The following is a 25980-nucleotide window of genomic DNA, read 5'->3' as shown; positions in this document are numbered from 1 at the left end:
CCCAACGTAATGCCGAAGCACGCCCGTTGTGGGATCCCGGGGATGCTTCGCCGACGCGCAGCAACCAACCCGTCCTCCGGGAAGGCCGCCGGACGGCTCAGTGCGGGGCGTCCCGGTCCGCTCGCCGGTGGCGGAGGCCATCCTGGGAGTCGACGTACTTGAGCAGGAGGCGGGCGAAGTCCAGTCGTTCGCGCTCGGTCCAGTCGGCGGTGACGTACTCGAAGGCCGAGCGCTGGTGGCGGCGGAAGCGGGCCATCAGTTCGCGGCCCTCGGGGCTGAGGTGCAGGACCGTGCGGCGGCCGTCCTGCTGGGAGGCCGCGCGGATCAGGTAGCCGGCCGAGATGCAGTCGGAGACCATGCGGCTGGCCACCGACGGGTCCACGCCGACGTGCTGACGGTCCTGGCCGCCAACGCCGATGGCGCTGCCCTGGCCGACGCCATCGGGACGGTCGTCGCCGACGGCTGGGTCGCCCGCCCGGAGCCGGGCCGCCTCGCCCTGACCGGCGTCGGCCGCGCCCGTCTCGCCGAAGTCGCCGAAGGGGTCGGCACCTTCCGCGAGCTGTCGACGGCGGGCATCTCGCCCGAGGAGTACCGGACTGCCGTCACCGTCCTGGAGCGGATGACCCACAACCTGGAGGGCCGAGCGGGACGGTGACCCACCGGGGGTCGCCCGGCCCTGACCGAGGGCGTCGGGGCGTGGGCGTGGGCCCGGCGGGGGCGCGGTCACAGCTGGTCGTAGACGGCGGCCAGTTGCCGGAGTACGTCGGTCGCGATGTCCAGGCCGGCGGCGTCGTGGTGGGCGAGGGCGGCGTCGAGGGCCTGGGTCAGGACGGCGTGGCGTTCGTGGTGGCGGCGCCGGCCCGCGTCGGTGAGGGTGACCAGGACCGACCGCTTGTCGCCCGTGGGGCGTTCGCGGGTGACGTAGCCGGCGGCGACGAGGCCGTTGACCAGTTGGGTGGTGGCGGCGCCGGTGGTCTCGGTGGCGGCGGCCAGTTGGCCGATCGACAGCGGGCCCGTCTCGACCAGGACGCGCAGTGCGCGCGCGTGGGTGAGGGAGAGTGCGCCGGGGGTGCGGGTGGCGCGGCCGCGCAGGCGGGAGTCGGCGGCGCTGAGGCTGTAGGCGGCGCGGGTGAGGTCGTCGAGGGCGTGGTCGCGGGTGCGGGCGGGCTGCGGCTCGGGCACGGGGCGGTCTCCGTGGGGTGGGCGGATCGGCGGTGGGTTGACAGCAGCTTAGCCTAAGTACTTAATGAATAAGTACTTAGGCAATTGCGCGGCGGACGCCGTGCGGCCGAGCACCCATCGAGAGAGGACTTCCGTCATGACCGTTCGTTCGACCGGCCAGAGCTGGGCCCTGGACATCGCCCTCGCCCAGGGCGGCTTCGACGCCCTGCACCCCCAGGCCAAGGGCACCCTGGAGCAACTCGGCCACGACCACACCGACTTCGACAAGGTCTTCGAGCTGGTGAGGAGCGGCGCGATGCTCCCCAAGGCCTGGGCCACCGTGGCCGGGCAGGCCGAGGAGCGCGCCGCCCACCACGAGCGGGGCGGCTTCGCCCAGACCGCCGCCGACCTGTACCTGCGCGCCGCGGTGATGTGGGGCCGCGCCCAGTACTCCGTCTTCGACGCCGCCGACCCGCGTAAGCGCGCCTTCCGCGAGCACGCCGACCACTGCGTGGAGCGCCTGGGCGCACTGCGCGACAACCGGGTCCGCCGGGTCGTCCTGGACTTCGAGGGCCACCGGATCTTCGGCCTGCTGCACCTGCCGGCCGGCGAGGTGCGGAACGCCCCCGCGGTGATCCTCGGACCGGGGATGGACATGATCAAGGAGGACTACATCTGGGCGGCCGAGCGCTACTACACCTCGCGCGGGATGGTCGCCCTCTCCATCGAGGGCCCCGGCCAGGGCGAGAGCCGGGCCGGCGGGCTCACCGTCGACCTCACCAACTACGAGCGGGCGATCGGCCGTTACATCGACCACCTGGCCTCGCTGCCGGAGGTCGACCCGGCCCGGATCGGCATGTTCGGCATCTCGATGAGCGGCTACTGGGGCTCGCGCGCCGCGGCCACCGACCGCCGGCTCGCCGCGCTGGCCGCCTTCGAGGCGGTCACCGGCGACTTCCGGACGATCTTCGAACGGGCCCAGCCGACCTTCAAGAACAACTACATGTTCATGGCCGGCTACACCGACGAGGACGCCTTCGACCGCGAGCTGGCCGACCACATGCCGCTCGGCGACCTCGTCCGGGAGATCACCTGCCCGGTTCTCTACGGCATCGGCGAGTTCGACGAACTCACGCAGCTGGAGCAGGCCCTGGCCAACTACGAGCTGATCCGCGCGCCCAAGGAGCTCCGCGTCTACGAGAACGAGTTCCACCCGCTGGGCGGGGCCGCCGCCGAGGTGTTCCGCTTCGGTGCCGAGTGGATCGAGCGCGCCCTGAGCGGCGCGTTCTGCGAGCCCGGCCGCGACGTGCGCCACTACGTGCACCGCGACGGCCGCACGACCGACGGCACCGCCGACCCCGCCTGGTGGCTCGGCACCGTCCCCGCCGGGGTCGCGGAGGCCCGGATCGCCGGGGCCCGTCAGGCCTGACGTCGGCCTGACGCCGGCCTGACGCCGGACCGGCGTCGGACCGGCGTCGAATGCCGGTCCGTCGTCAGGCCGGCCGGGAGGTGATCGTGCACAGGCGCTTGGTGGCCCGGGTCAGGGCCACGTACAGGTCCCTCTCCCCGCCGGGGCGGGCCGTGATGATCTCCTCGGGGTTCAGGACGACGACCCCGTCGAACTCCAGGCCGCGGGCTTCCGACGCCGGCACGATGCGCGCGTGCTCGGCGATGCCCCGGGCCGTCAGCTCGCCCACCCTGCCGTCCGCGCAGACCACTCCCAGGAGCTCGCCCGGGTGCGCGCTGCGCTGGGCGCGGAGTTCCTCGACAACGGCGGCGACCAGCCCCTCCGGAGGCGGGGTCACGGTGCGCGGGCTCTCGCCGCTGCGCAGTGACCGGGTGGGCTTCTGGTCCGGAGCGATCCGCGCGAGCAGGCCCCGGACGTTCTCCAGGATCTCCTGCGTGGTGCGGTAGCTGACCGTCAGGTCGTGCAGTTGGAACCGCGGTCCGACGTGGGGGCCCAGCGCCTCCTTCCAGTCGCGTGCGGTCGCCACCGGACCCGCCTGGGCGAAGTCGCCCACCAGCGTCATCGCCCGCGCCGGGCAGCGGCGGACGATCATCCGCCACTGCATGGCGGTCAGTTCCTGGGCCTCGTCGACGACGACGTGCCCGTACGTCCGCTCCGGCGGGCCGTCGACCAGGCTCGCCGCCTCGTCCAGCAACGGCACGTCGGCATCGGTCCACGGGTCGTCCGGACCGCGCAGCAGGAGGGAGCGCTCCTGCGCGGTCAGGCCGGGCAGGTGCTCGGCGAGCGCATCGGCGTCCGTCAGGAGCGCGTTCACGAGGTCACCGGGTGCCAGCCGCGGCCACAACGCCTCGACGGCCCGGTCGACGCCGGCGTCGTCCAGGAGCTCGGACCGGACGGCGTCCAGGTCCAGCTCGTGGGCCGGACCGGGGTCGGCCGCGCCCTCGGTACGGCGCTGGGCGGCTCCCGTGAACCGGTCGAGGTCCAGGCCCGTCATCCTGGCGGTGTCGGCGTCGATCTGCTCCAGGACGTCGCCCACGTCCCGTTGCATCGCGTCGGCGACGGCGTCGACCAGGAGCTCCCGGAACACCTGGCGCGCGGGGTTGTGCCCCGGTACGGCTGCCACGGCGGCGTCGCGTGCGGTGGCGACCTCCTCGCCGGACAGGTGGACCAGGTCCTGTCCGACCCGCACGGTGAAGTCGCCGACGGGGGCCTGGTGGACGCGCAGCAGGCCGGCCAGGGCGTCGGCGAGGGCGGAGCTGCCCTTGAGCCGCGCCGTGTCGAACGGGGCCACCGTGTCCGGCGCTTCCAGCATGTCCGTGGACACTCCGGCCAGTTCCCGGCAGGTCGCCAGCACGACGTCGTTCTCCCCGAGGGAGGGAAGGACCTGCGAGATGTAGTCGAGGAACCGGGCGTTCGGGCCCACCACCAGGACGCCCTCCTCCGCGGCGCGCGGGAACGCGTACAGGACGTAGGCCGCCCGGTGCAGGGCGACCACCGTCTTTCCGGTGCCGGGCCCGCCCTGCACCACGGTCACCCCGCGGTGGGCGGAGCGGACGATCTCGTCCTGTTCGGCCTGCAGCGTCGCGACGGCCGCGTGCATCCTGCCCGTGCGCCGGGCCGACAGGGCCTCGGCCAACGGGCCGTCCCCCACGACGTCCTCGTCGGTCGGGGCGGTCCCGTCCAGCAGTTCGTCGCTCACCGAGACGACCGTGCGCTCCTCCAGGCGCAGGTGCCGGCGCCGCCGCAGGCCCATCGGGTGGACGGGCGTCGCCTCGTAGAAGGGCCGCGCCGCGTTCGCGCGCCAGTCCACGAGCAGCGGCAGGTCATCCTCCTCCGTGTGCAGCCCGATCCGCCCGATGCGCAGGGCCATGCCGTCCGTCCAGTCGATGCGCCCGAATACCAGCCCCTTTTCCGCGCCCTCCAGCCGGCCGATTTCCTTGGCCAGCCGGTCGGCGGCGATTTCCCGCTCGTGTGCCTCTCCGGCGCTGTCCGCCGGGGCCTTCAACAAACTCGCCCGGTGTGCCCGCGCCTCGGAAAGCCGCTCGGTGAGCACCTCATAAAGGGAGGACACATAATCCCGCTCCGAGTCAACTGCGCGCACGGCGGAATCATTCGTTTTCGACAACAGGAGCTCCTTCGATTCGACCGATACCATACGGTCGAATTCCCCGGAAGATAAGTCTTGACTTGCTTGTCGAAGATATGGCCCTGTGGCCGAATAAACGTGGCGGGCGCGGGGTGGTCAGGGGACCTGCCGATGGCAGGCTTTGCCAAACGGTCGACCACCCCGTGCTCCCGGTCGGGTAGCTTCCGAGGCATCCAGTGATCGTGATGCGCGGGCCCGGTCGGCAGGACCGATCGGGGTCGTGGGGGAGGGTTGTGCCGTGAGTGTGGTCGATCTGGTGGCGACGGCGGCTGGTCTGCCGAAGGCGTGGAGCTCTCGTCGGCTGGGCCGGGTGGGGACGGCCTGCGTGAAGGTGCTGCGCATGGACGAACTGCCGGTGGAGGAGGAGAGCCACGGCGCCGACGAGGCACTGCTCGTGCTCGACGGCCGGCTGGAACTGGAGGTCGACGGCACGCCGGTGACGGTGCGGGCGGGCGAGCTGTACCTGGTGGCGGCGGGAACCGTGCACGCGGTCCGCCCCGGAAGCCGTGGCACGCTGGTGATCGTGGAGCCGACCGACGATTGACGGCCCGTCAGGCGGCAGGGGGTCGGCGGGTCGGCCACCCGGCCCGGGTGCGGATCCTCGGGTCAGCGCCCGTCGGGGCCGGCCGGCTGTGCGTCCACCAGGACCTGTCCGGCGGCGGTGCGGTAGTAGAGGACGGAGCGGCCCGCGCGCCGGCGCTGGGCCAGACCGGCTTCGTGCAGGATCCGCAGGTGCCGCCCGACCGCGCCCAGGGGTCGGCCGGTGAGGGCGACCAGCTGGGTGGTGCTCTTCGGCGCGGCGAGCAGGGTGAGCAGTTCGGCGCGGGCGGAGCCGAGCAGCGCGCCCAGCGGCGACGGCCCCGGGCGGCGTTCGCCGTCCGCCAGGACTCCCGCGCACGGGTAGACGACCGCGTACCGCCTGGTGCTCCGGGCGGGGCCCGGGTGCGGGCCGTCGAACGCCGAAACGTCCCAGCAGAGCCAGCTCTGGGCCGGGGTCACCGGGACGAACAGCAGCTGGGCGTCGGAGAGTTCCAGCGGCGGGCTGTCGCAGCCGGTGATCTGCAGGCGGTCCTGCCCCAGCCAGCGCATCCCGGGGCGCATCCCGTCCAGCGTGGCGGCCCAGCCGTGCCGGCCGAGCCGGGCCGTCCGGGCGACGATGTCGGCCTCGATGATCCGCCGCCGGCGCGGCCAGGAGGGCCGGACGGTCCGCGTCCACACCCACTGCAGCAGGTCCGCAGCGCGATCGGCCAGGTCGTCGCGGTGCAGCAGCGGCGGCAGCGGGCCGTCCAGGGCCTGCACGAGGTCGGCCCGGACGACGGCGGGCGGGGTGGCCCGGACCTGTGCCAGCTCCTGCGCGAACGTGCGATCGCCGAACACGGGATCGCCATCGCCGACTCCCGTCGCAGCCGCCGGAGCCGGAGCCGGAGCCGGCGTGAGGAAGGTCGCGTTCCAGCGGGGCCTCAGCGCGGCCCCGACCAGCGCCGCCGTGACCGGGTCGCCGGCCAGGCGGTCGCGGTAGTCGGCGAGGTGGGCGGCGAGCCACCGGTGTTCGCCGGGGTGGGCCGCGCCGGCGCGGTGCAGCGTCTTCAGGGCGGCCAGCGCCTCGGCCAGCGGGGAGACCACGAACCGGCTCCCGGCGAGGGTGTCCGCGTCGATCCGCCACCAGCTGATTGGTTTCGCCTCCCCGCGAAACTCTAACGGTCCGCCGCCCGTCCCGGGGAGGGTCTGCCGCATGCGGACGTATCAGGAGTTGTTCCACACCCGGGAGTTCACCCCGCTGTTCCTCGCCTCGGCCGGGCAGAACGCGGCCCAGACGGTGGGCGGGCTCGCCCTCGGGATCCTCGTGTTCGAGCGGACGGACTCGGCACTGCTGTCCTCCCTCGCCATGTTCGGCCCCGCGCTGGCGCAGCTGCTCGGCGCCGTCACCGTGCTGTCCGCGGCCGACCGGCTGCCCCCGCGGGCCGCCATGACGGGCCTCGCCCTGCTGTTCGGCGCGGGCACCGCCCTGCAGGCGGTTCCCGGGCTGCCCCTGGGGGTGCTGTTCGCGGTGCTGCTGGGCCTCGGCCTCGCCGGGTCGGTCGGCGGCGGGGTGCGGTACGGGCTGCTCAACGAGGTGCTGGCAGGCGGCGGTTACCTGCTCGGGCGCTCCGTCCTCAACGTGTCGGTCGGCGTCCTGCAGATCTGCGGTTTCGCGGCCGGCGGGGCGCTGGTGGCGGCGCTCTCGGCGCGCGGCACGCTGCTGCTCGCCGCCGGCCTGCATCTGCTGGCCGCCCTGGTGGCGCGGTACGGGCTCACCGCCCGTCCGCCCCGCGGCGCCGGACGGGCGTCGGTCGCCGAGACCTGGCGCACCAACGCCCGGCTCTGGTCCAGCGCACCGCGCCGGTACGTCTACCTCGCCCTGTGGGTGCCGAACGGCCTGATCGTCGGCGTCGAATCGCTCTACGTCCCGTACGCGCCCGGCGACGCGGGCCTGCTGTTCGCCGCCGGGGCGCTCGGCATGCTGGCCGGCGACGTCGTCGCGGGCCGCTTCCTGCCCGCCCACCGGCGGCACCGGCCGGCCGTCCCGCTGTGCGTCCTGCTCGCCGCCCCCTACCTGCTCTTCGCGTTCCGCCCGGCACTGCCGCTCGCCCTGGCACTGGTCGCGCTCGCCACCTTCGGGTACGCGTCCGGACTGCTGCTGCAGGACCGGCTGATCGCCCTCACACCCGACGGCCTGAGCGGGCAGGCGCTCGGCCTGCACAGTTGCGGGATGCTCGCCATGCAGGGGATCGGCGCGGCGGCGGCCGGCGCGGTCGCCGAACTGACCTCCCCCGCCACCGGTATGGCGGCGACCGCCGGCGCCTCCCTGGCCGCCACCCTGCTGCTGGCCCCGGGGCTGCGCGGGGCGGGTGCGGCGGTCGGCCGTACCGGGACGGACGGCGTTGACGGGTTACGGCGGGCAGAAAAACCGGGTGCACCGGCCGTACCGGGTGAGCTACCCTCGCCGGCATGAACGTCATGGGCCGAAGCACCACCGCAGCCGCGCGAGCGACCAGCTCGCCGGTTGCCGCCGCCTGACGTACTCCCCTCCCCGGCGACCGGACACGGTCTGCCGGGTGATCCCACGGCGCTCCTGCGCCCGTCCCTGACGATCCGGCGGACCAGTCGTCCGGTGCCTCCCCGCCCCACGCGAAGGAGCACCCCGTGAACACCCCCGTGAACACCGACCTGACCACCGACCGGATCGTCCGCACGTTCATCGAGTACTTCGAGGACCGCGGCCACCACCGGATCACCGGCTCGACCCTCCTGCCGCCGCCCGGAGACCCGGTGCTGTTCACCACCTCCGGCATGCACCCGCTCACCCCGTACCTCGAAGGACGCCCGCACCCGCTCGGCAAGCGCCTCGTCAACGTACAGCGCTGCCTGCGCACCACCGACCTGGACGAGGTCGGCGACACCACCCACCTGACGGTCTTCGAGATGCTCGGCACCTGGTCGCTCGGCGACTACGAGGGCCCGCAGAGCCTCGACTGGGGCTACGGACTGCTCACCGACGGCTTCGGCATCGACCCCCGGCTGCTCCACGTCACCGTCTTCGGCGGCGACGACCGGACCGGTCCCGACACCGCCTCCCTGGAGCTGTGGCAGGACCGCGGCGTGCCGGTCGAGCTCACCGTCGAGGACAACTGGTGGTCCAACGGCCCCACCGGCCCGTGCGGCCCCGACTCCGAGATCTTCCTGTGGACCGGCGACACCCCGCCCGAGTCCACGCCCACCGGTGACGACCGCTGGGTGGAGGTGTGGAACCACGTGATGATGCGCCACCGGCGACTGGACGACGGCTCACTCGTCCCCCTGCCCCAGCGCAACGTCGACACCGGACTCGGCCTGGAACGCCTCGCCTCGCTCCTGCAGGGCCGGCGCTCGGTGTTCGAGTGCGACGTCTTCGACCCGTGGCGCCGGATCGTGCCGATCCTGTGGCACCTGGACGACCCGTCCCTGCGCGTGGTCTGCGACCACCTGCGCTCGGCCGTCGTGGTCATCGGCGACGGCGTACGCCCGTCCAACACCGGCCGCGGCTACGTCCTGCGCCGACTCGTCCGACGGGTGCTCACCGTCCTGCGCCGCGACGACCCGCGAGTCGGCCTCGGCGACCTGCCGCGCGAACTGATCGAGCACACCCTCGACCGCTTCCGCCAGGCCGGCGACCCGGACACCGTACGGCGGATCCTGCTCGACGAGGAACACCGCTTCGACCGCCTCCTCGAACGCGGCCGCCGGATCCTGACCCGCCCCCGCTTCCACGGCCCGCTGACCGAGGACGACCTCCACTACCTCCACGACACCCACGGCCTGCCCCGCGACCTCATCCTCGACCTGCGCCGCCAGTGAGGGCCCTCGACCCCGACGGCGGCCCGGTGGCCGAACGCCCTTGGAAAATCCGGGACTCGGCGGGCCCGCTGCTGGGATGCTGGTGGCCGCGGAGCTCGCTGCCGTGCCGTCCGACGTCGAGGGGGAACCCCGTGCAGTGTCCGAACTGCGGGTCGCTCATGCAGGATCAGGGTAGGCAGCTGGCCTGCGGGCAGTGCGGCGCCGTCATCGGCCGCGCGGTGCCGTCGGGTCCGCAGGCCGCTTCCGTCGTCCCTGTCGTCCCCGTCGTTCCGTCCCCGTGAGGCTGAGGTAGGCATGAACTCTCCCCGTTGCGGCAAGTGCAGGCAGCCCGTCAGCCACGGGCCGCAGGGAGGGTACGTCTGCGGGTCGTGCTGGTACGTGGTGCCGCCGCCGGCGAACGTCGCCTCGCGGGAGGTCACCACGCGGGAGGTCGGCGTGTCGGGGATGAACTGCGCGCAGTGCGGGGCGGAGATCAACTACGGGCCGGAGGGCGGCTACGTGTGCGGCAACTGCAACTTCGTCGTGGAGCCGCCCAGTGCGGCGCAGGCGCGCAAGGACGCGGCGAAGGACCGGGCCAACCGGCAGCGCCGTGCGGCGGAGGACCGGGCGATGCAACGGCGCTGACAGGGGAATCGGGCGAGGAGAGGGGGGCATATGACGGAGCGTGAGCGGGTCGCGGTGCGGGGCGGGGTCGTGGCGCTGGCGGTCTGGTGGCTGTGGATGCCGCTGGTCGCGCTGCTGGTGTGGGCGGTCAAGCACTTCGCGTTCGGCGGGTTCGGGCAGCAGGACCAGAGCTACGTGCTGCTGCTGCGGCAGGAGTTCTTCCCGCACGGCGGGATCCTGGACGCGACGCCGCTGTTCTGGGTCTGGGTCGCGGTGGGGCTGTGCGGCACGGTGGGCGTGGTCGTGTACGTCGCGCAGGAGTCCGGGGCGGGCTTCCGCGGGTGGCGGGCGCGGCTGACGCTGGCGGCGGTGCTGCTGGCGGTGGCCGGCTCGCTCGTGCGGGTGGGCACCGGGCTGTGGGACGACGACAAGGACGCGGGCCGCTTCTACGCGGCGGCGACGGTGCTCGACGTCCCGGCCGGCGGCGCGGGCACGCCGCGTTCGGTGCTGCCGGTGACCGAGCACACCCGCGCGGGCGACGGCGGCCGCTGCGACCTGGTGGGCACCGCGGACGTACCGGCCTGCGTGAAGACCGCGCCGATGCCGGACTTCGACTTCGAGGCGCGCACCGCCTCCTACGCGGCGGCGACCAAGGCGCTCACCGACAGCGCCGGCCTGACCTCCGGGGTCCACCTGATGGGCCACAGCCTGCACTACCTGCCCGACGCCTCGCAGGGCGGCGGGGTGTGGACGGCCGTCCTGGACGGCTCCGGCGAGCAGCCGATGGAGGGCGTCGCCGTCTGGGACGGCCGCTCCAACTCCGTGGCCACCTGCGCGTTCCGCGGCGACCACGCGTTCGGCCGCGCCTTCGCCGGCACGGGAGCCGTCAGCCTGCGCAACCTGCTCGCCGAGCGCTTCCCGGACCTGGTCTACAGCGACCAGGACATCTGGGGCTACTGCGACGGCCCCGACCCGCGCACCGCCCGGCCGGTGGTGGTGGTCTCGGTGGCGCGGCAGGCCGGCTGGCGCCAGCGCACCGTGCTGGAGCCGGCCGGGGTGCTGGTCCTGCGCGGCTCCCCGGACGGCCGCCCCGACACGACGTACCGGGCGAGCGTGGCGCCGGGCGACCTGCCCGGGGCGGTGTACCCCGCCTCGGTGGTGCGGGCGCAGATCCACGAGGTGCAGTGGCTCGGCGGGCGCGGCGCGAAGGACGACCGCGGCTTCGGCTACGCGCACACCTCGGCGGCGACCAACGCCGTCAACCCGGGGGAGTTCCTGCTGCGCTCGAAGGCGGACGGCCACCTCTACTACGTGACCCCGCTGGTGCCCCGGGAGAGCTCCTCGCAGCTGGTGGTGGCGTTCGCCGTCCTGCAGGCCGACCGGGCCGGCGGCGGCCTCAACGACCTGCACGTGTACGTGCGCGGCGACGACGCCCCGTCGGTGAACCTGGACGTGCTGGCCAGCCGGATGGTGTCGTACATGGCCCAGCAGACCTCGATCACCATCAGTGCCGGCCAGGGCGGCGCGCTGCAGGAGATCGTTCCGTTCGGCCGGGACATGTGGCGCGGGTTCGTGGACTTCAACGGGCAGACCCAGGACTACATCGACCTGTCCGGCGATGCCACGGTGACGCCCAACCTGGTGTCGCTGAACGGCCCCATCACCCCGCCGGGCGGCGGTCAGCCGGCCCCGGCGCCCGGTACGCCTGCGCCCGGTACACCTGCGCCGGGTGCGCCGACTCCGGGTGCGCCCACGCCGTCCGGTGCGCCGCCGGTCGTACCGGCGGGCGGCTGCGGCGGCGATCCGGGGCAGCTGTCCACCGGGCAGCTCGCGGCCTGTGTCGCGGAGCTGTCCCGGCAGCTGCAGGGGCGCGTCCAGGATCCGGCGCCGGCCCGGCCCTGACGGGGCCGAAAAAAAATCCCGGTCCGATGTCGCCCACCCTGTCGATCCGGGGCTGCGCCGTTCGACCTGGGACTGAGAGGGTCGAGGAACGGCCCTCCGAACCACCCGAACAACCCGAACGACCTGGACAAGGAGAACGATCATGGCGAAGTACATGCTGATCATGCGGGGCACCGACGAGTCCGTCGAGAAGATGATGGGGACGCCCTTCGAGGAGATGCTCGAAATGGTCGGCCGCTTCAACGAGGAGCTGATCCGGGCCGGCGTGCTCGTCGCCGCCGAGGGACTGGACGACCCGTCCCAGGGCGTGGTGGTCGACTTCAGCGGGGAGACCCCCGTGGTCACCGACGGCCCGTACGGTGAGACGAAGGAGCTCTTCGGCGGCTTCTACCTCATCGACGTCGCCTCCAAGGAGGAGGCGGTGGCGTGGGCCAAGCGGCTCCCGGCCGTCCCCGGCTCGAAGTGCGAGGTGCGCCGGGTGCCCAGCATCGAGGAGTTCCCGCAGGACAACGAGTGGATCGTCAAGGAGCGGGCGTGGCGCGAGCGGACCGGCCAGCTGTGACACACCCCGCGGACGGCCCGCCGGCCACCGACGGGCCGCCCGCCACCGACGGCCCGCCGGTCGCCGAGGCGGCGCGGCGGGCCGTCGAGGCCGTCTGGCGGATCGAGTCCCCGCGGATCGTCGGCGCGCTGGCCCGCTACACCGGGGACTTCGCGCTCGCCGAGGACGTCGCGCAGGAGGCGCTGGCGGAGGCGCTCGTCGCCTGGTCGCGGGACGGGGAGCCGGCCAGCCCGGTGGGCTGGCTGCTGTCCACCGCCCGGCGGCGGGCCATCGACGCCTTCCGCCGCCGGTCCGCGCTGGACGAGCGGTACGCGGCGCTCGCGGGCCCGCTCGCCGAGGGCGAGTTCAGCGCGGGCGCGGGCGGGACCGCCGCCTCCGAGCGGCCGGACGACCTGCCCTGGGACGCCGACCGGGTGGACGACGACGTGCTCGCGCTGATGTTCACCGCCTGCCATCCCGTCCTCTCGCCCGAGGCGCGGGTGGCGCTGACCCTGCGCGTGGTGGGCGGACTGTCCAGCGAGGAGATCGCCCGCGCCTTCCTGGTGCCCACGGCGACCGTCCAGGCCCGGATCACCCGGGCGAAGAAGACGATCGCCGCCGCCCGCGTGCCCTTCGAGCTGCCGCCGCAGCAGGAGCGGCGCGGGCGGCTCGGCGCCGTGCTGAGCGTCCTGTACGTGATCTTCACCGAGGGCTCGACGGCGACGGCCGGCGACGACCTGCTGCGCCCCGACCTCGCCTACGAGGCCGTACGGCTGGCCCGGACGCTGGCCGCCCTGCTGCCCGCCGAGCCGGAGGTGCACGGCCAGCTCGCGCTGTTCGAGCTCACCGCCGCACGCTTCCCGGCCCGCACCGGGCCCGACGGCGAGACGGTCCTCCTGGAGGACCAGGACCGCCGCCGGTGGGACCGCTCCGCGATCCGCCGCGGCCTCGCCGCCCTCGGCCGGGCCTCCACCCTCGGGTGGGGCCTCGGCCGGGGTCTGGGACCGTACGGTCTTCAGGCCGCGATAGCCGCCTGCCACGCGACGGCGCCCTCGGTGGAGGAGACGGACTGGGAGCGCATCGTGCTCCTCTACGAGGCGCTGGGCCGGGTGGCGCCGTCACCCGTGGTCGACCTCAACCGGGCGGTGGCCGTCGCGATGGCCGGCGGGCCGCAGGAGGCGCTGGACATGGTGGACGACCTGGTGGTCTCCGGCCGCCTGTCGGGTTCGCACCTGCTCCCGACCGTGCGCGGCGAACTGCTCACCCGCCTGGGCCGCACCGCCGAGGCCAAGGCGGAACTGGAGCTCGCCGCCCGCCTGTGCCGCAACACCGGCGAACGGTCGGTGTTGCTGCGCAAGGCAGCCGCCCTGGGCTGACGGCGGCCCGGGTCAGGCGTTCGCGGCGGCGCGGTCGGAGTCGGCGTCGGCGGTGCGGTCGGAGTCGCTGCGCAGGACGCAGAACTCGTTGCCCTCGGGGTCGGCGAGCACCGCCCAGCCCGAGCCGTCGGGGTTGCGGTGGTCGCCGACCCAGGTGGCGCCGAGGGCCAGCAGCCGCTCCACCTCCTGGTCGCGCGAGGTCTCGGGGCGCAGGCACAGGTGGACCCGGTTCTTGACGGTCTTGGGCTCGGGCACCTGGTTGAAGTACAGCACCAGGCCCTCCGTCAGCTGGACCGCCGTCTCCCGCGAGCCCGGCCCGTCCTCCGGATCCAGCGGCCGGCCCGTCACTTTGCTCCAGAACAGGGCCAGTTCATAGGCGTCCGCACAGTCGACCGCGACGTTCTGCACTACCGAGACCATGCGTGCGAGTCTTCCCGATCGCTGCGCCGAACGCCACCGAGTCGTGTTCCCGGGGTGCGGGTGCAGCTCACATCGGCATGGCCGGCGGCATGGACAGCCCTGGCAGCAGGCCCGGGTTCCAGGGCACGAAGCAGGCGTAGCCGATCAGGGCGACGCCCAGGACGAGGCTGAACGCCTTGCCGTGGCGCCAGGTCTTCTCCAGGAACACGGCCACGGCCAGACCGGCCATCCAGGCGAGGTTCATCACGCCGACCACGATCAGGACGACCATCAGGCCCCAGCAGCAGCCGACGCAGTAGCCGCCGTGGTAGAGGCCGACGCGCAGGTCACGCAGCCGTCCGGTGTAGCCGCCGAAGTGCAGGAGGAAGCCGACGGGGGAGCGGCAGTGGCTCAGGCAGCGGTCCTTGAGCGGGGTCAGCTGGTACAGGCCGGCCCCAGCCAGCAGGAGGGCGCCGATCCAGGGCGCGGCGCCGGGCGCCCTGGCGGCGAGTTCGCCGCCCGCCCAGGCCGCGCCGTACGCGCCCAGCCCGAAGGCCTCCCAGGCGAAGAGGTAGCCGACGACCAGACCGGTGCTGCGCCCTGCCCGGGTCCAACCCGTCGCGTGGGCGCGCAGGGTCCGCAGGTACAGCGAGACGACGGGCGTGACGGAGGGGAGCATCATCGCGGCCATCATCAGCCCCCACAGGACCAGGAAGCCCCACAGGTCGCGCCCCATCGTGCCCGGCCCGGGCGCCATGCCGGAGGAGCTGCGGACCGTCAGCACCCAGGCCAGCACTGCCGCAGCCAGGAGCGCTGCGGAGCTCGCCGGCAGGACGGTCCGTCGGGCCCGTCGGGCAAGCGGTGGCGACATCGGCGACATTCAGGCCGCCCAGGAGAACGGCGCCGAGAAGGCGTTCTTCCCTTCGTTTCCGAATTCAAGGCCGAAGGCGTTGACCCGCGACCTCGTCGCGACTCCGGCCGCGAGGGTGTCCGCAGGGAATCCGACCCCGCTGACCCTGACGCCCTTCCCGGTCGCGTCGAGCGGGGAGACGAAGTCCTCGACTTCGATGTCGATCGCGTCACCGATCGTCACGCGGTGGTTGCGGCCGTCGTCGGCGTAGTCGATCCGGGCGGTCTCCAGTCCGAGCATCTCGCCGACCAGCGGTCCGAGGGCCTCCATGGGGCCGCCGCGCTGACCGGAGAAGACGGCCCCCAGGGCTTCGGCCTGCTCCGGCGAGGCGGCCTCGTCCATGATCACGCCCATCCGCCAGTTGCCTTCGCTCATGAGCGGCGGGGCATCGCCCACGACCGCGACCGTCAGTCCGCTGACGTCGACGTCGTCGACCCGGCCGGAGTCGACGTGGAAGGCCAGGACGACCCGGCAACGGTCGTAATCCGCCGGTGCCGTGAGGCCGGAGGTGGAGCAGGGGCACACCATGTCGCAATTGCAGTTCTCGAAATACGTCCCCTCGATACGCCATGCCATCGGAAGCTCCCTTCCTGAGGCCGAGGAACACGTTCGGTCATTCCATTCTCCGTCCGTGACGATCACCCGGCAATGCACGGGCGGGGCCCTGCTAGGATCCGCGGGCCGAGAAGCGGATCACGGGGGACACGGGGTTGACGATGGACGAGCAGGGCGGGCCGGACGAGCAGGGCGGGCCGGACGAGCGCGTGGAACTCGCGTACACGCTCACGGTCGAGGACTTCCGCGAGGCGCTGGCCGCGCGCACCCGCGCCACCCCGGCGGGGCGGCGCGGGCGGGTGCTGCTGTACGTCGTCCTGGCCTGCTGCCTGGCCAGCGCTGCCTTCGGCCTCGCGGGCGACGGGAGCGTGGACACGCCGCTGGTCGTCATGGGTATCGCCTGCGTCCTCGCGATGTTCGGCCTGCCCCGGCTGCAGGCGCGCCAGTTCCAGCGGCTGAGCGCCGAGAAGGGCGAGTTCGGCGCCGTGGTCGACCGCGCCGGGGTCACCGTCACCAACCGGCACTCCACCAGCACCCTCAGCTGGCAGGCGGCGCCCCGGTACGTGGAGACCCCGCAGCTGTTCGTGCTGCTCAGCGGTGACAAGAACGCGTCCTGCCTGACCATCCTGCCCAAGCGCGGCACCGCCGAGCCGGACCGCCTCGGGGCCCTGCTCGCCCGGCAACTGCCCGCCTCCGCACAGCAACTGGCCGCCTCCGCATAGTTGCGGCCAGTGGACCGTCAGTTGACGGTCAGGACGATCTTGCCGGTGGTACGACCCTGCTCGCCGAGCTCGTGCGCCTGCGCGGCCCGCGACAGCGGCAGGACCGTCTCCACCACGGGCCGCAGCGCGCCCCGCTCGACCAGGGCGGTGATCTCGCGCAGGCCCTGGTGGTCCGGTTCGACCAGCACCCACAGGGCGCGCACCCCGTCCGGGGCGGCGGGCACGTCGTCCGGCCCGGGCAGGGTGATCAGCCGGCCGCCGGGCCGCAGCACCTTCAGCGAGCGCTCCGCCGTCTCGCCGCCGAGCCCGTCCAGCACGACGTCGACATCGGACACGGCGTCCTCGAAGCGCACGGCCCGGTAGTCGACCACCTCGTCCGCGCCCAGCTCCCGCAGCAGCCCGTGCTTGCCGGCGCTCGCGGTGCCGATCACGTAGGCGCCGCGGGCCTTGGCGATCTGCACCGCGAGGTGGCCGACCCCGCCGGCGGCCGCGTGCACGAGTACCCGCTCGCCGGGGCGCACGTCCGCCGTGTCCACCAGCGCCTGCCAGGCGGTCAGCGCGGCCAGCGGCAGCGCCGCGGCCTGCACGTGGGTCAGGCCGGCCGGCTTGGGAGCGAGGTGGCGGGTCGGCGCCACCACGTACTCGGCGTACGCGCCGGCCTGGCGCGGGAACAGCGGCATCCCGAAGACCTCGTCGCCGGGGCGGAACAGGCCCACGCCCGGCCCGACGGCCTCGACCGTGCCGGACACGTCCCAGCCGACCGCCGGGACCTCGCCCCACTCGATCAGGGCGCCGCCGGCCCGGGTCTTCCAGTCCACCGGGTTCACGCCGGCCGCGTGCACCCGCACCAGGACCTCGTTCATCCCCGGCTCGGGGCGCTCGACCTCGCGCTCGACCAGGTTCTCGGGTCCGCCCCACCGCTCCACGACCACTGCTCGCATGCCGTCCTGCCTCGTCCTTCGTTGCGTTCCGTAGCTCTCCGTGCGTCGCCGGATCCCCGGCGGCGCAGTCCACGATCCGGCATCGCGGGCCTCGGCGGCGTTGGCCGTCCGGCCACTATGTGACAGGATCTGGCCATGGTCAGCAGGACAGGCGTGTGTACGGATGCGGCGCGGACGACAGGGCGGCCACGGCGTCACCGGATCGCCGTGCTCGCCCTGCCCGGCGTCCCGCCCTTCGAGCTCGGGATCCCCTCCCGGGTCTTCGGCAGCGCGCAGGACGCCGACGGCCGCCCGCTCTACGACGTCGTGGTCTGCACCGCCGACGGCGCCCCGGTCCTCAGCGACGCCGGCTTCACCGTGCAGCCGGCCGCCGGGCCGGAGGCGCTGGCCGGGGCGGACACCGTGATCGTCCCGCCCACCCACGCCATGCCCGAGCTGGGCCACGGCGGCCCGCTGCCGCCCGAGGTCGGCGCGGCCATCGCCGGCATCCGGCCCGGCACCCGGCTGGTGTCCATCTGCTCCGGCTCCTACGTGCTCGCCGCGGCCGGGCTGCTCGACGGCCGGCCCGCCACCACGCACTGGAACCTGGCCCCGGAGTTCCGCCGGGCGTACCCGAAGGTCAGGGTCGATGAGGAGGTCCTGTTCGTCGACGACGGCGACGTGCTGACCTCCGCCGGTGTGGCCGCCGGCGTCGACCTGTGCCTGCACGTGATCCGGCGCGACCACGGAGCCGCGGTCGCCAACCGGGCCGCCCGGATGTGCGTGGTGCCGCCCTGGCGGGACGGCGGGCAGGCCCAGTACATCGACCGCCCGGTCCCCGAGCCCACCGTCGCCACCACCACGGCCACCCGCGCCTGGGCGCTGGAACACCTCGGCGAACCGCTGTCCCTCGCCCGGCTCGCCGAGCACGCCCGGATGAGCCTGCGCTCCTTCACCCGGCGCTTCCGTGACGAGGTCGGCATGACGCCGGTGCAGTGGCTCACCGCCCAACGCCTGGAAATGGCCAAGCAGTTGCTGGAGACCACCGACCTGTCGATCGACCTGGTCGCCCACCGGGCCGGCTTCGGCTCCGGGAACTCGCTGCGCGCGCACATGCGGACGGCCTTCGGGGTCTCCCCGGCCGCCTACCGGCGCACCTTCAGCCCGCACGAGCCGGGCACGCCGGCCGCACCGGCCGCCGCCGTCGGCTGACCAGCCGTTCCGGCTCAGTCGCGCCGCCCGGCAGGGGGCGCAGCGGCGGCGTGGCCGGAGACGGCCACCACCAGCACGCGGGTGCCGGGGCTGGTGCTGCGCCAGCGGTGGCGGACCCCGCCGGCCAGGTAGAGGGTGTCGCCGCGGTCCAGCCGGTAGAGCCGGCCGTCCGCCTCGACCTCGGCGGCGCCGTCCGCGACGTACATCAACTCGTCGTCCGGGTGCAGGAATTCGCGGTCGGCCTGCTGGTCGCCGGTGAACTCCAGTGCGTGCAGCCGGCGTTGTCCGCGCACCAGGGGGCGGACCCCGGAGCCCGGCGACAGGCCCGCGTCGTCCAGCGCGAGGACGATGTCCACCGGGTGGCCGACGGGGTCGGCGGAGGCCAGCAGTTCGACGGCCGTGGTCTCCAGCCCGTCCGCGATGCGCTGGAGCGACCGCATGCTGGGCCGGGCCCGGTCGTTCTCGATCTGGCTGAGGAAGGGCACGGACAGGCCGGTGCGCCGGGCCACCTGGGCCAGGGTCAGGTCGAGGGCCCGGCGGCGCTGCCGGATCGGGCCACCGAGCCGCGGCTGCGCCGCTTCGCCGCCGCCGGTCCCGCGCCCGCCCCCGCCCTCGCTGCCGGTCCCGGATCCCGGCTCCGCGTCACTCATGATCAGCTCCTTCTTCCCGCGGCCACCTTACGCACCGGCGCGATGCGCCCGCCGCCACGTTTCGCACGGCTGCAACAGAGCCGTCACATGACGCTCCTATCGTCGAAGCAGTTTGACAGCATCAAAAAAACTTTGATCGGAGTGGATCCATCATGCCGCCCCAGCCCCGCATCGACCAGAACCAGCGCCGCCGCCGCGGCACCGGGCTCATCGCCCTCGACCCGGAGGCCGCCTTCCCCGGCTTCACCCTGTTCGCCCCGCTGACCGGCGGCGGCGAGGTGTACCTGGTGGACCTGCACGGCACGACCGTGCACCGCTGGAGCCTGCCGTACCGGCCCGGCCGGCACGCCCGGCTGCTGGCCGGCGGGCAACTCGCCTACAACGGCGTGCTGCCCGGGCAGCAGGCGCTGTTCCCGATGTGGCACAAGTACCGGGGCGGGGTGATGCTCCGCGCCGCACCCGACGGCACCGTGCTGTGGGAGCACCGCGACCCGCGCCAGCACCACGACGCCCACCACCTCGACGACGGCGGCGTCCTCTACACCGAGATCGAACCCCTGCGCGGCGCGGAGGCGAAGGCCGTCCTCGGCGGAGTCCCCGGCTCCGAGGCCGGCGGGGAAACGGTGTGGGCCGACACCATCACCGAGGTCGGCGCGGACGGCGCCACCCGCTGGTCCTGGCGGGCCGCCGAGCACCTCGACCGCGCCGACTACCCGCTCCACCCCGACTACGCGCGCGAGCACTGGCCGCTGATCAACAGCGTCACCCCGCTCGCCGACGGCAACATCCTGGCCAGCCTGCGCAGCGTCTCGGCGGTCGTGGTGATCAGCCGCGCCACCGGGAAGATCCTGTGGCGCAGCCGGCCCGGCACGGTCTCCCAGCAGCACAACCCCACCGAACTCGCCGACGGCCGGCTGCTGGTCTTCGACAACGGCGTCTTCCGCCCCGGCCACGACGTGCCGTACTCCCGCGTCATCGAGATCGACCGGGCCCGGGACGAGGTGGTGTGGGAGTACCACGACCCCGCCCGCGAGTCCTTCTTCGCCCCGTTCATGGGCTCCGCCCAGCGGCTGGCCAACGGCAACACCCTGGTCACCGACTCGCCGGCGGGCCGCCTCTTCGAGGTGACCGCGGACGGCTACCTCTGCTGGGAGTACGTGGTGCCGCACTTCGGCGCCTACACCGAGAGCGAGGTCCGCACCCTCTTCCCGGCCGAGCCCAACGCCGTCTTCCGCGCCTACCGCTACGCCCCCGAGGAGATCCCGTGGCTGGAGACCCGGCCGTGACCACCCCCGCGACCCCCGCCGACGCGACCCCCGCCGTACCGCCCGCCGACGAGCGCCTGCCGCTGCGGCGACTGCTCCCGCTCGCCCTCCAGCACGTGCTCGCCATGGCGGCCACCCCGGTGTCCACCGTGTTCCTGATCGCGGCGCCGCTGCGGCTGACCCCCGCCCAGACCTCCTCCCTGCTGGGCGCGGCGCTCGTGCTGTCCGGGGCGGGCTCGGTGCTGCAGTCCCTCGGCGTCTGGGGCTTCGGTGCCCGGCTGCCGTTCGTGATGCTGCCGGGCGGGGCCGCCACCGCGCTGTTCGTCCAGATCGCCCACGACCACGGGCCCGCCGTCGCCTCCGGCTCGGTGCTGCTCGCGGCGGCGCTGCTGCTCGCCGTCACCCCGCTGTACGGCCGGGTGGTGCGGCTCTTCCCGCCGGTGGTCACGGGCGTGACGGTGCTGCTGGTCGGGATCTCCATGGTGCGGGTCAGCACCCAGCTGCTGTCCGGCCCGGGCGGCCGGGCGGCACCGGGCGCCCTGGCCGCCGCCGGGCTCACCGTCGCGGTCACGCTCGTCGCCCACCTGCTGCTGCGCGGCGCCTGGCGCCAGTCCGCCGTCCTGATCGGGCTCGCCGGCGGCGCCCTGCTCACCGTCGCCACCGGCCTGGGCGCGCTCGCCCCGGCCACCGGGGCCGAGGTCCTGCTCCCGCACCTCCTGCCGTACGGCACCCCGCGGCTGGACCTGCTGGCGGCGCTGCCGCTGCTGCTCTTCAGCCTCACCTCGCTCGCCGAGGCCACCGGCCAGACCGTCCTCAACAGCGACGTGCCGGACCCGGGCCGGGACGTCCCGCGGGTGGCCCGCGCCGACGCGCTGATCTCGCTGCTCGGCTCGGTCCTCGGCACGCCCACGATGGTGACCAGCTCCGAGAACATCGGCATCAACCGGCTCACCGGGGTGCGCAGCCGCTTCGTCACGGCAGCGGCCGGGGGCCTGCTGATCGCGGCGGGCCTGCTCTCCCCGCTGTCCCGGCTGGTCGCCGCCCTGCCCCCGGCGGTCGTCGCGGGCTCCGCGCTGGTCGTGTACGCGGTGATCACCGTCATGGGCGTGGAGATGCTCGGCCGGGTGCGGGTGGGTGACTCCCCGGACACCCTGGTCGTCGGCCTGGCGCTGACGGCGGGCCTGCTCCCGGTGGTCGCCCCCGCGCTGTACACGGGGTTCCCCGCCGCGGTCCGTACGGTCCTCGGGAACGGGGTGGTCGCCGGCACCCTGGCGGCGGTCCTGCTGCACGCCCTGCTCATCGCCGTCCGCAGCGGTACCCGCGACGGCAGCCGTAGCCGCAGTGGCAGCCGCAGCCGACGGCCCTGGCGCGCGGGCGCCCTCGGCGACGGCCAGGCGCCCTGACGCGCCCCGACCGTACGGCCGGGAACCCGGCGCGTGCCCGGCCCGCCGGGCGGAGGATCATGGCCGGTGCGATTCGCGTCGAAAGGGAGCAGATGAGCCTCATCCCGGTGGAGATCGACACCCCGGACATCATGGTCGAGCTGGGCGTGCTCGAACGGAACATCGAGCGCATGGCGGCCGCCCTGCGGGCCAAGGGCCTGCGGCTGCGGCCGCACGCCAAGACCCACAAGATGCCCGAGATCGCCGCACGGCAGCTCGCGGCCGGGGCCGTCGGGCTGACGGTGGCGACCATCGGGGAGGCCGAGGTCTTCGCCGAGCACGGCGCCACCGACCTCTTCATCGCCTACCCGCTGTGGATCGGGCCCCGGCAGGCCGAGCGGCTGCGCCGCCTCGCCGGCCCGGTGCGGATCGCGATCGGTGTGGACTCCGTCGAAGCGGCCGAGGCGGCGGGCCGGCACCTCGGCTCCGCGGCCGGTGACATCGAGGCCGTGGTGGAGATCGACAGCGGGCACCACCGCAGCGGCGTCCGCCCGGAGCAGGCCGTGGCGGTGGCCCGGGCGGCGGCCGGCGCGGGGCTGCGCGTCGGCGGGGTGTTCACCTTCCCGGGCCACGGCTACGCACCGGGCATGCCCGCGAAGGCGGCCGAGGAGGAGCAGCAGGCCCTCGGCCGGGCCGCCGAACTGCTCGCCGCGGCAGGCTTCGAGCTCACCCGGGTGAGCGGCGGCTCCACCCCGACCGCCGAGCTCACCGGCGCCGCCGAGCAGGCCGGGCCGTCGGCGCTCACCGAGGTGCGCCCCGGCGTCTACGTGTTCGGCGACGCCCAGCAGCTCGAACTCGGCCGGTGCACCGCAGCGGACATCGCGCTCACCGTCGCAGCGACCGTCGTCAGCCGGCACGAGGGGGACGACGCCACACCCCGACGGCTCGTCCTGGACGCGGGCAGCAAGGTCCTCGGCGGCGACCGCCCCGCCTGGGCGACGGGCTACGGCCGCCTCATGGACCACCCCGAAGCCCGCATCACCGCGCTCTCCGAGCACCACGCCACCGTGGTCTGGCCCGAGGGCGTCGACCTCCCCGCCCTGGGCGAGCGGCTGCGCGTGATCCCCAACCACGTCTGCGTCGCCGTCAACCTCGTCGACGACGTCGCCGTGGTCAGCGAGGGCAGGCTCGTGGACCGCTGGCGCGTCGCCGCCCGCGGCAGGAACAGCTGACCCCGGGCGCCACCACGCAGGTGCCATCGGTCGCTGACCTGCACCGCTTCGGGCAGGGCCCGGCGTATGGCCTCGCCGTAGGATCCGGAGCCGTCCCGGCAGGCGACCTCCGCGCCGGGGTGCTCGCGCAGCCACGTCTCCGAGGCGTTGGCGCCTCGGCCGGGGAGTACGTCGATCCGCTCGCCGGTCTCGGCGTCGATCAGGACGGTGGCGTACCGGTGGCGGCGCTTGAGGGCGAAGTCGTCCACACCGAGAACCCGTGGCGCCTGCCGCGTGGGCAGCGGCAGGCGCATCAGTGCCCGCAGTGCTGTCGAGCGGGACGCCGGGACCGCCAGGGCGTGCAGCAGCCGGGAGCCGGCGCGGCCCGCTGACTCTCTGACGACCGCCCCGAGCTGTGCGGCCAGCCGGGCCGTACGTCACGCCGCCGGCCAGCGGCCCGGAGGGCCCTTGATCGTCCCCCGCCCCGGGGCGCGCAGGCGTGCGACGCGCCCCGGGGACGGGCCGGGTCGGCGGCAGGGTCAGATGCCGGGGGCGTCGAGGTAGGTGTAGGTGTCGCCGGTGCTGCCGCCGAGGGTGGTGACGGTGATGGTGATGGCGCCGGCGGAGTGGGGCGGGGCGACGGCGGCGATCATCTGGTCGGAGGTGACGGAGAACGGTGCGGGCGCGCCGTCGAAGGTGACCTCCTGGGTGGTGGCCAGGTGGTTGCCGGTGAGGGTGACGTCGGTACCGCCGCCGGTGGGTCCGGAGTCGGGGCTGACGCCGTTCACGGTGGGCACGTCGAGGTAGGTGAAGGTCTGGCCGCCGGCGCTGCCGCCGGGGGTGATGACGGTGACGGGCACCGGGCCGGGGGACGGGACGGCCGGGATGGTGACGGTGACGGCGGTGTCGGTGACGGACTCGATGGTGGCGAGTCGGGAGCCGAAGCGCACCGAGGTGGCTCCGGCCAGGTCGGCCCCGGTGATGACCGCGGTGCCGCCGCCGGTGTAGGGGCCCATGGCGGGGCCTGCACTGGTGGTGATTCCGGTCAGCAGCGGGGGCGGGAGGTAGGAGAAGGTGCCGAAGACGGCGGTGCCGCCGGGGGTGGTGACGGTGACGGGGACCGTTCCCGACCCGGCGGGGGTGCTGACGGTGATCGAGGTCGCGGTGTTCGCCAGGATCGTGGCGGGGGCGCCGCCGAAGCGGACCGAGGTGGCTCCGGCCAGGTCGTGGCCCCGGAGGGTCACGATGGTGCCGCCGGCGGTGCTGCCGCGGTCGGGCTCGACGGTGAGGGCGATCACGCTCACGGCGTTGTCGGCGTTGTCCGTCACGTACAGCCGGTTCCCGGCGGGGGCGACCGCGACGCAGACGGGGCCGTTGCCCACGGGGATGCTGCCGGTGGCGGTGTCGGTCGTGGTGTCGATCACGCTGACGGTGTTGTCGGCGTAGTCGGTGGTGTAGGCGGCGGTCCCGTCCGGATTCACGGCCACGAAACGTGGCAGACTGCCGACGCCGATGGTGGCGATGACGGTCGTGGTGGCGGTGTCGACCACGCTGACGCTGTCGCTGCCCGCGTTGCAGACGTAGCCGCGGGTGCCGTCCGGGCTGAAGGCGATGATCACCGGGACGTCGCCGGCGGTGAAGCTGCCGATGACAGTGTTGGTCGCGGTGTCGATCACGCTGACGGAGCTGTCGCCGACGCAGCCGACGTAGGCGCGGGTGCCGTCGGGGGTGACGGCGACGCCGACCGGCATGGGGCCGGTGGTCACGGTGGCGGTGACCGTAGTGGTCGCGGTGTCGACCACGCTGAGGGTGTTGGCGCTCTGGCTGGTGACGTAGGCGAGGGCGCCGTCCGGGGAGAGCGCCACCGCGACGGCTGCGGCACCGACCGCGACGGTGGCCGTGAGGGTGTTGGTGGCGGTGTCGATCACCCCGAGGGTGCCGTCGTCGAACAGGGTCACGTAGACGCGGGTGCCGTCCGGCGAGACCGCCGTGAGGAACGGGCCGCCGCCGGTGGTGATGGTCGCGGTGACGGTGTCGGTGGCGGTGTCGATCGCGCTGATGGTGTTCGACGCCCGGTTCGCGACGTAGGCGCGTCCCCCGTCCGGGGACAGTGCCACCCCCAGCGGGGAGAGGCCGACGGGGATCGTGGCGTCGGCCGATGACATCACGGTGAAGCCCTGCCGGGGCAGCGCGACGGCGGACAGCAGCGCATCGGGTCGGATCGAGTCGGTCACGGCGCAGCCTCTCTGAGCACGGTTCGGAGCCTCGCAGCGCACTGCCCCGGACGTGGAAGGCGTTCATGGGACAAGTGGCTGCGGCTGATGCCGCCGCGGGGGCTTTGCCCGCGGCGCTGCGGCCCGTGCTGCAGGCGGTCGACGGCCCTCACTGGTCCTCATGACCGGAGGAGCACACGGGAGAACCGCTGCGACCGCCTCAGGCACGGCCCCCGGCAAGGGATGGGCAGCCCACCGGTTCTACTGCTCAAAGTGACCCATACCATCAAATGGGTGACAAGAGCCGGTCGTGCGGGATCACCCGAACAGCCCAGCATGCGACGCCGGCCTCTCTCGGGTCCCGCCTCGCGTACAGACCGGGCGGGAATCGGCGGGAATCCGCGTAGCGATCCGTGCGGCAGCGGCCTGCGCAGCGGCCGCGCCTTGGCACGGCGTCAGGTGGCGGAGTGGTCACGGTACCTGTGCAGGTGCCGACCGCAGCGGTGGCGGGGATCGTGCTCACCGCGGCGGGATTCCGGCTTGTGGAGCCGTTCCCGCTGCCGGTGGAGGTGAAGGCCGGCCCCGGGCTGTCGAAGACCTGTTCGGCCGAGGCGTCGCGCTCGCCCGGAGGGTCGTCACGGTGGCGTTGCGCGACCAGCGCCGGCTTGTCCGGGTCGGTGAGGCCCGGCCGGCGTGCGGCATGGGATGGCGTCAGTCGCCGGACATCCTGCAGTCGCGGCAGGCTCTTGGTGAGTCCGGCCCCGTCACCGAACGCGCGGGCGGGGCCGGCTCGCCGCCGGGTGGGTCGACAACCGCTAGAGCAGCCAGCCGAGGAAGGCCACGATGTTACCGAGCAGAGCGAGGAGCATGAGTCTCGTTCCTTTCAATTCCGTCGGAGCATGGTTACCGGCCGTATGAGTTCAGCGCCCGGGTGCGGCTACGGTCTGCAGCTCGTCGCACGCACTCCGTA

At 74.0% G+C, this 25980-nt stretch carries 24 protein-coding genes and 1 pseudogene; 14 read left to right on the top strand and 11 right to left on the bottom strand.

The window, feature by feature from the left end:
* Positions 1 to 97 precede the first annotated feature (97 nt).
* Complete coding sequence (locus tag CRP52_RS36240; RefSeq protein WP_306458941.1) at positions 98 to 370, bottom strand: MarR family winged helix-turn-helix transcriptional regulator; 273 nt, start codon at positions 368 to 370, stop codon at positions 98 to 100.
* Positions 371 to 388: 18 nt separating this feature from the next.
* Here CRP52_RS36240 and CRP52_RS38815 point away from each other — a divergent pair, with 18 nt between their 5' ends.
* Positions 389 to 655, top strand: a complete 267-nt coding sequence (locus CRP52_RS38815; protein ID WP_179853139.1) for a hypothetical protein — start codon at positions 389 to 391, stop codon at positions 653 to 655.
* A 68-nt stretch (positions 656 to 723) separates the two neighbouring features.
* Here the strand turns inward: CRP52_RS38815 and CRP52_RS36235 are convergent, their stop codons facing one another.
* Complete coding sequence (locus CRP52_RS36235; RefSeq protein WP_097241086.1) at positions 724 to 1182, bottom strand: MarR family winged helix-turn-helix transcriptional regulator; 459 nt, start codon at positions 1180 to 1182, stop codon at positions 724 to 726.
* A 136-nt stretch (positions 1183 to 1318) separates the two neighbouring features.
* Here CRP52_RS36235 and CRP52_RS36230 point away from each other — a divergent pair, with 136 nt between their 5' ends.
* Positions 1319 to 2590: an alpha/beta hydrolase gene (locus CRP52_RS36230; protein ID WP_097241085.1), complete on the top strand. Its 1272-nt coding sequence runs from the start codon at positions 1319 to 1321 to the stop codon at positions 2588 to 2590.
* A gap of 64 nt (positions 2591 to 2654) precedes the next feature.
* Here CRP52_RS36230 and CRP52_RS36225 read toward each other — a convergent pair whose 3' ends face one another.
* The gene (locus tag CRP52_RS36225; protein WP_257033253.1) at positions 2655 to 4700 is read right to left on the bottom strand and encodes a HelD family protein; all 2046 of its coding nucleotides are present in this window, start codon (positions 4698 to 4700) and stop codon (positions 2655 to 2657) included.
* Positions 4701 to 5013: 313 nt separating this feature from the next.
* Between CRP52_RS36225 and CRP52_RS36220 the strand changes: the two genes are divergently transcribed.
* On the top strand, positions 5014 to 5319 hold the full coding sequence (locus CRP52_RS36220) for a cupin domain-containing protein (protein ID WP_097241083.1): 306 nt from the start codon (positions 5014 to 5016) through the stop codon (positions 5317 to 5319).
* A 62-nt stretch (positions 5320 to 5381) separates the two neighbouring features.
* On the opposite strand, the gene CRP52_RS36215 is transcribed toward CRP52_RS36220, so the two are convergent.
* A complete protein-coding gene (locus CRP52_RS36215; protein ID WP_097241186.1) occupies positions 5382 to 6446 on the bottom strand; it encodes a winged helix-turn-helix domain-containing protein in 1065 nt (354 codons plus the stop codon).
* A 61-nt stretch (positions 6447 to 6507) separates the two neighbouring features.
* On the opposite strand from CRP52_RS36215, the gene CRP52_RS36210 reads away from it, so the two are divergent.
* From CRP52_RS36210 to CRP52_RS36185, 6 genes are all read left to right on the top strand, one after another.
* Positions 6508 to 7767, top strand: a complete 1260-nt coding sequence (locus tag CRP52_RS36210) for an MFS transporter (RefSeq protein WP_097241082.1) — start codon at positions 6508 to 6510, stop codon at positions 7765 to 7767.
* 215 nt (positions 7768 to 7982) lie between these two features.
* Positions 7983 to 9149, top strand: a complete 1167-nt coding sequence (locus tag CRP52_RS36205; protein WP_097241185.1) for an alanine--tRNA ligase-related protein — start codon at positions 7983 to 7985, stop codon at positions 9147 to 9149.
* Positions 9150 to 9443: 294 nt separating this feature from the next.
* A complete protein-coding gene (locus CRP52_RS36200) occupies positions 9444 to 9773 on the top strand; it encodes a hypothetical protein (RefSeq protein WP_143685930.1) in 330 nt (109 codons plus the stop codon).
* 30 nt (positions 9774 to 9803) lie between these two features.
* Positions 9804 to 11654 carry a hypothetical protein gene (locus CRP52_RS38810; RefSeq protein ID WP_097241080.1) on the top strand — a complete coding sequence of 617 codons (1851 nt, stop codon included), beginning with the start codon at positions 9804 to 9806 and terminating at the stop codon, positions 11652 to 11654.
* Between the two features lie 142 nt (positions 11655 to 11796).
* Positions 11797 to 12216, top strand: a complete 420-nt coding sequence (locus CRP52_RS36190) for a YciI family protein (protein WP_097241079.1) — start codon at positions 11797 to 11799, stop codon at positions 12214 to 12216.
* On the top strand, positions 12189 to 13571 hold the full coding sequence (locus CRP52_RS36185; protein WP_179853158.1) for an RNA polymerase sigma factor: 1383 nt from the start codon (positions 12189 to 12191) through the stop codon (positions 13569 to 13571). Before CRP52_RS36190 ends, CRP52_RS36185 begins: the two co-directional genes overlap by 28 nt.
* A gap of 12 nt (positions 13572 to 13583) precedes the next feature.
* Here CRP52_RS36185 and CRP52_RS36180 read toward each other — a convergent pair whose 3' ends face one another.
* The 3 genes from CRP52_RS36180 to CRP52_RS36170 form a co-directional block, all read right to left on the bottom strand.
* Entirely contained in the window at positions 13584 to 13991 is a 408-nt protein-coding gene (locus CRP52_RS36180) for a VOC family protein (RefSeq protein WP_097241077.1), read from the bottom strand.
* A 67-nt stretch (positions 13992 to 14058) separates the two neighbouring features.
* Positions 14059 to 14841 carry a DUF2182 domain-containing protein gene (locus CRP52_RS36175; RefSeq protein ID WP_097241076.1) on the bottom strand — a complete coding sequence of 261 codons (783 nt, stop codon included), beginning with the start codon at positions 14839 to 14841 and terminating at the stop codon, positions 14059 to 14061.
* A gap of 9 nt (positions 14842 to 14850) precedes the next feature.
* Positions 14851 to 15456 carry a DUF1326 domain-containing protein gene (locus tag CRP52_RS36170; protein ID WP_097241075.1) on the bottom strand — a complete coding sequence of 202 codons (606 nt, stop codon included), beginning with the start codon at positions 15454 to 15456 and terminating at the stop codon, positions 14851 to 14853.
* Between the two features lie 140 nt (positions 15457 to 15596).
* Here CRP52_RS36170 and CRP52_RS36165 point away from each other — a divergent pair, with 140 nt between their 5' ends.
* Positions 15597 to 16157: a YcxB family protein gene (locus CRP52_RS36165; RefSeq protein WP_097241074.1), complete on the top strand. Its 561-nt coding sequence runs from the start codon at positions 15597 to 15599 to the stop codon at positions 16155 to 16157.
* A 17-nt stretch (positions 16158 to 16174) separates the two neighbouring features.
* Here CRP52_RS36165 and CRP52_RS36160 read toward each other — a convergent pair whose 3' ends face one another.
* Complete coding sequence (locus CRP52_RS36160) at positions 16175 to 17098, bottom strand: NADP-dependent oxidoreductase (RefSeq protein WP_097241073.1); 924 nt, start codon at positions 17096 to 17098, stop codon at positions 16175 to 16177.
* Between the two features lie 135 nt (positions 17099 to 17233).
* Between CRP52_RS36160 and CRP52_RS36155 the strand changes: the two genes are divergently transcribed.
* Positions 17234 to 18289 (top strand): GlxA family transcriptional regulator, encoded by a 1056-nt coding sequence (locus tag CRP52_RS36155; protein WP_097241072.1) that lies wholly within the window; start codon positions 17234 to 17236, stop codon positions 18287 to 18289.
* A 14-nt stretch (positions 18290 to 18303) separates the two neighbouring features.
* Here CRP52_RS36155 and CRP52_RS36150 read toward each other — a convergent pair whose 3' ends face one another.
* Positions 18304 to 18939, bottom strand: a complete 636-nt coding sequence (locus tag CRP52_RS36150) for a helix-turn-helix domain-containing protein (protein WP_097241071.1) — start codon at positions 18937 to 18939, stop codon at positions 18304 to 18306.
* A gap of 152 nt (positions 18940 to 19091) precedes the next feature.
* Between CRP52_RS36150 and CRP52_RS36145 the strand changes: the two genes are divergently transcribed.
* From CRP52_RS36145 to CRP52_RS36135, 3 genes are all read left to right on the top strand, one after another.
* Positions 19092 to 20225, top strand: a complete 1134-nt coding sequence (locus CRP52_RS36145; RefSeq protein WP_097241070.1) for an aryl-sulfate sulfotransferase — start codon at positions 19092 to 19094, stop codon at positions 20223 to 20225.
* On the top strand, positions 20204 to 21607 hold the full coding sequence (locus CRP52_RS36140; RefSeq protein ID WP_257033236.1) for a solute carrier family 23 protein: 1404 nt from the start codon (positions 20204 to 20206) through the stop codon (positions 21605 to 21607). The genes CRP52_RS36145 and CRP52_RS36140 overlap by 22 nt, the downstream gene beginning before the upstream one ends.
* Before the next feature lie 92 nt (positions 21608 to 21699).
* Entirely contained in the window at positions 21700 to 22818 is a 1119-nt protein-coding gene (locus CRP52_RS36135) for a D-TA family PLP-dependent enzyme (RefSeq protein ID WP_097241069.1), read from the top strand.
* Between the two features lie 17 nt (positions 22819 to 22835).
* On the opposite strand, the pseudogene CRP52_RS36130 reads toward CRP52_RS36135, so the two are convergent.
* Together CRP52_RS36130 and CRP52_RS40695 are read right to left on the bottom strand one after the other, a co-directional pair.
* A pseudogene (locus tag CRP52_RS36130) lies at positions 22836 to 23234 on the bottom strand (transposase); the annotation flags it as partial.
* A 102-nt stretch (positions 23235 to 23336) separates the two neighbouring features.
* Positions 23337 to 25031: an IPT/TIG domain-containing protein gene (locus tag CRP52_RS40695; RefSeq protein WP_306458940.1), complete on the bottom strand. Its 1695-nt coding sequence runs from the start codon at positions 25029 to 25031 to the stop codon at positions 23337 to 23339.
* Positions 25032 to 25980: the final 949 nt, after the last annotated feature.

Source organism: Streptomyces sp. 1331.2, assembly GCF_900199205.1.
In the GTDB taxonomy this organism is placed as follows: Bacteria; Actinomycetota; Actinomycetes; order Streptomycetales; family Streptomycetaceae; genus Kitasatospora.
The sequence above is the reverse complement of the archived record's forward strand: the minus strand, read 5'-3'. Positions and strand labels throughout refer to the sequence as shown.

What these genes read in the sequence shown, in the direction of transcription:
- CRP52_RS36155 (WP_097241072.1), top strand. Translation starts at nt 17,234, where the DNA reads ATGGTCAGCAGGACAGGCGTGTGTACGGATGCGGCGCGGACGACAGGG.
- CRP52_RS36210 (WP_097241082.1), top strand. Translation starts at nt 6,508, where the DNA reads ATGCGGACGTATCAGGAGTTGTTCCACACCCGGGAGTTCACCCCGCTG.
- CRP52_RS36135 (WP_097241069.1), top strand. Translation starts at nt 21,700, where the DNA reads ATGAGCCTCATCCCGGTGGAGATCGACACCCCGGACATCATGGTCGAG.
- CRP52_RS36175 (WP_097241076.1), bottom strand. Translation starts at nt 14,841, where the DNA reads ATGTCGCCACCGCTTGCCCGACGGGCCCGACGGACCGTCCTGCCGGCG.
- CRP52_RS36165 (WP_097241074.1), top strand. Translation starts at nt 15,597, where the DNA reads ATGGACGAGCAGGGCGGGCCGGACGAGCAGGGCGGGCCGGACGAGCGC.
- CRP52_RS36190 (WP_097241079.1), top strand. Translation starts at nt 11,797, where the DNA reads ATGGCGAAGTACATGCTGATCATGCGGGGCACCGACGAGTCCGTCGAG.
- CRP52_RS36160 (WP_097241073.1), bottom strand. Translation starts at nt 17,098, where the DNA reads ATGCGAGCAGTGGTCGTGGAGCGGTGGGGCGGACCCGAGAACCTGGTC.
- CRP52_RS36150 (WP_097241071.1), bottom strand. Translation starts at nt 18,939, where the DNA reads ATGAGTGACGCGGAGCCGGGATCCGGGACCGGCAGCGAGGGCGGGGGC.
- CRP52_RS36200 (WP_143685930.1), top strand. Translation starts at nt 9,444, where the DNA reads ATGAACTCTCCCCGTTGCGGCAAGTGCAGGCAGCCCGTCAGCCACGGG.
- CRP52_RS36145 (WP_097241070.1), top strand. Translation starts at nt 19,092, where the DNA reads ATGCCGCCCCAGCCCCGCATCGACCAGAACCAGCGCCGCCGCCGCGGC.
- CRP52_RS38810 (WP_097241080.1), top strand. Translation starts at nt 9,804, where the DNA reads ATGACGGAGCGTGAGCGGGTCGCGGTGCGGGGCGGGGTCGTGGCGCTG.
- CRP52_RS36180 (WP_097241077.1), bottom strand. Translation starts at nt 13,991, where the DNA reads ATGGTCTCGGTAGTGCAGAACGTCGCGGTCGACTGTGCGGACGCCTAT.
- CRP52_RS36230 (WP_097241085.1), top strand. Translation starts at nt 1,319, where the DNA reads ATGACCGTTCGTTCGACCGGCCAGAGCTGGGCCCTGGACATCGCCCTC.
- CRP52_RS36170 (WP_097241075.1), bottom strand. Translation starts at nt 15,456, where the DNA reads ATGGCATGGCGTATCGAGGGGACGTATTTCGAGAACTGCAATTGCGAC.